2 tRNA genes and 2 rRNA genes are annotated in these 3,585 nt (G+C 50.2%); all 4 read right to left on the reverse strand.

From position 1 onward, the window contains the following. Positions 1 to 13 precede the first annotated feature (13 nt). The 4 genes from rrf to HWE04_RS24135 all read right to left on the reverse strand — a co-directional run bounded on the left by rrf (position 14) and on the right by HWE04_RS24135 (position 3,580). A 5S ribosomal RNA gene (gene rrf / locus HWE04_RS24120) occupies positions 14 to 126 on the reverse strand. A gap of 137 nt (positions 127 to 263) precedes the next feature. After that, positions 264 to 3,135 (reverse strand): 23S ribosomal RNA (locus tag HWE04_RS24125). A 285-nt stretch (positions 3,136 to 3,420) separates the two neighbouring features. Further along, a tRNA-Ala gene (locus HWE04_RS24130) sits at positions 3,421 to 3,496 on the reverse strand. Between the two features lie 7 nt (positions 3,497 to 3,503). After that, positions 3,504 to 3,580: transfer RNA gene (locus HWE04_RS24135), tRNA-Ile, on the reverse strand. Between the last annotated feature and the right edge of the window lie 5 nt (positions 3,581 to 3,585).

A 3,585-nucleotide genomic window follows, 5' to 3' on the forward strand; every position in this document is an offset into this window, starting at 1 on the left:
TTGGGAGTAACAAGCCTGACGATGACCTACTTTCACACTGGTTGCAGCACTATCATCGGCGCGAAGTCGTTTCACGGTCCTGTTCGGGATGGGAAGGGGTGGTACCAACTTGCTATAGTCATCAGGCATAACTTGTATAGTTCCTTGCTCTCGAACGGAGCAGCAAGCAACTCAAACTGGAAGAAGTAATTAGATTCTGGGGTGTGATGCACTAGGGCAAACACAATATATGCTCAACTTGTCTATAACAGAGCTAATGTTATAGGAACAAGCCGCACGGGCAATTAGTATCAGTTAGCTTAACGCATTACTGCGCTTCCACACCTGACCTATCAACGTCCTGGTCTCGAACGACCCTTTAGGGGAATCTAGTTCCCGGGAAGTCTCATCTCAAGGCGAGTTTCCCGCTTAGATGCTTTCAGCGGTTATCTCTTCCGAACTTAGCTACTCGGCAATGCCACTGGCGTGACAACCGATACACCAGAGGTTCGTCCACTCCGGTCCTCTCGTACTAGGAGCAGCCCCCTTCAAACTTCCAACGCCCACGGCAGATAGGGACCAAACTGTCTCACGACGTTTTAAACCCAGCTCACGTACCACTTTAAATGGCGAACAGCCATACCCTTGGGACCGGCTACAGCCCCAGGATGTGATGAGCCGACATCGAGGTGCCAAACTCCCCCGTCGATATGAACTCTTGGGAGGAATCAGCCTGTTATCCCCAGAGTACCTTTTATCCGTTGAGCGATGGCCCTTCCATACAGAACCACCGGATCACTATGTCCTACTTTCGTACCTGCTCGACTTGTCAGTCTCGCAGTTAAGCACGCTTATGCCATTGCACTATTAGCACGATGTCCGACCGTACCTAGCGTACCTTCGAACTCCTCCGTTACACTTTGGGAGGAGACCGCCCCAGTCAAACTGCCTACCATGCACTGTCCCCGATCCGGATAACGGACCAAGGTTAGAACCTCAAACAAACCAGGGTGGTATTTCAAGGTTGGCTCCACAGAAACTAGCGTTCCTGCTTCAAAGCCTCCCACCTATCCTACACAGATTGGTTCAAAGTCCAATGCAAAGCTACAGTAAAGGTTCATGGGGTCTTTCCGTCTAGCCGCGGGTAGATTGCATCATCACAAACATTTCAACTTCGCTGAGTCTCGGGAGGAGACAGTGTGGCCATCGTTACGCCATTCGTGCAGGTCGGAACTTACCCGACAAGGAATTTCGCTACCTTAGGACCGTTATAGTTACGGCCGCCGTTTACTGGGACTTCAATCAAGAGCTTGCACCCCATCATTTAATCTTCCAGCACCGGGCAGGCGTCACACCCTATACGTCCACTTTCGTGTTTGCAGAGTGCTGTGTTTTTATTAAACAGTCGCAGCCACCATTTTATTGCAACCCTTTTGTCCTTCTGGCGCAGGCCAGTCAAACTACTTGGGCGTACCTTATCCCGAAGTTACGGTACCAATTTGCCGAGTTCCTTCTCCCGAGTTCTCTCAAGCGCCTTAGAATACTCATCTCGCCCACCTGTGTCGGTTTGCGGTACGGTCTCGTTAGACTGAAGCTTAGAGGCTTTTCTTGGAACCACTTCCGATTGCTTCGCGAACAAGTTCGCTCGTCTCATACCCTTGAATTACGCTGCCGGATTTGCCTAACAGCCTTCTTCGATACAAGAACCGGGACTTCCAACACCCGGACAACCTTCCGCGATCCGTCCCCCCATCGCATCTAACGACGGTGCAGGAATATTAACCTGCTTCCCATCAGCTACGCATCTCTGCCTCGCCTTAGGGGCCGACTCACCCTGCTCCGATGAACGTTGAACAGGAAACCTTGGGCTTACGGCGTGCGGGCTTTTCACCCGCATTATCGCTACTCATGTCAGCATTCGCACTTCTGATACCTCCAGCATCCTTTACAAGACACCTTCACAGGCTTACAGAACGCTCTCCTACCATATCCTTACGGATATCCGCAGCTTCGGTGACTGGCTTAGCCCCGTTACATCTTCCGCGCAGGACGACTCGATCAGTGAGCTATTACGCTTTCTTTAAAGGATGGCTGCTTCTAAGCCAACCTCCTGACTGTTTTAGCCTTCCCACTTCGTTTTCCACTTAGCCAATCTTTGGGACCTTAGCTGGCGGTCTGGGTTGTTTCCCTCTTGACGTCGGACGTTAGCACCCGGCGTCTGTCTCCCAAGCTCGCACTCATCGGTATTCGGAGTTTGCAATGGTTTGGTAAGTCGCGATGACCCCCTAGCCATAACAGTGCTCTACCCCCGATGGTGATACTTGAGGCACTACCTAAATAGTTTTCGGAGAGAACCAGCTATTTCCAAGTTTGTTTAGCCTTTCACCCCTATCCACAGCTCATCCCCTAATTTTTCAACATTAGTGGGTTCGGTCCTCCAGTGCGTGTTACCGCACCTTCAACCTGGCCATGGATAGATCACTTGGTTTCGGGTCTACACCCAGCGACTGAACGCCCTATTCGGACTCGATTTCTCTACGCCTTCCCTATTCGGTTAAGCTTGCCACTGAATGTAAGTCGCTGACCCATTATACAAAAGGTACGCAGTCACCCCTTTCGAGGCTCCTACTGTTTGTATGCACACGGTTTCAGGATCTATTTCACTCCCCTTCCGGGGTTCTTTTCGCCTTTCCCTCACGGTACTGGTTCACTATCGGTCGATTACGAGTATTTAGCCTTGGAGGATGGTCCCCCCATGTTCAGACAGGATTTCACGTGTCCCGCCCTACTTGTCGCAAGCCTAGTTCCACACCATCGATTTCGCATACGGGGCTATCACCCACTATGGCCGGACTTTCCATTCCGTTTTGCTATCGTTGATGCTAAATCTTGCAGGCTGATCCCATTTCGCTCGCCACTACTTTGGGAATCTCGGTTGATTTCTTTTCCTGTAGCTACTTAGATGTTTCAGTTCGCCACGTTCGCTTCGTTACCCTATGTATTCAGATAACGATGACCTTACGGCCGGGTTTCCCCATTCGGAAATCTGCGGATCAAAGCTTGTTTGCCAGCTCCCCGCAGCTTATCGCAAGCTACTACGTCCTTCATCGCCTGTAATCGCCAAGGCATCCACCATGTGCACTTATTCGCTTGTTCCTATAACGTTAGCCTCTTTTGCAAGAGCGTTATAAAGAAGCGTTGAGTTTTAGCGTTTGCCGTATTCCAAAGTAAGTCTTCTAATTGCTAAGATCACTTCGTAATACTTTGATTGATACAATCACACCCATTTTTACTTTCGCAAGAACCGAAGTCCTGGCGATCGTTTAAATGAATCTTTACTTCTTCCAGATTGTTAAAGAACAAAAACAGCCATTGATCGTAAAAGATCAAACCTAAATCACTACGCCATACGCTCAACGCTGACTTAGGTTTGACATTTCTTGGTGGAGGTTGACGGGATCGAACCGACGACCCCCTGCTTGCAAAGCAGGTGCTCTCCCAGCTGAGCTAAACCCCCGAAACCTTGGTGGGTCTGGTTGGGCTCGAACCAACGACCCCCGCGTTATCAACACGGTGCTCTAACCAGCTGAGCTACAGACCCGCTTG

The sequence above is a fragment of the Herbaspirillum sp. C7C2 genome (assembly GCF_022627865.1).
GTDB lineage: Bacteria > Pseudomonadota > Gammaproteobacteria > Burkholderiales > Burkholderiaceae_D > Herbaspirillum > Herbaspirillum frisingense.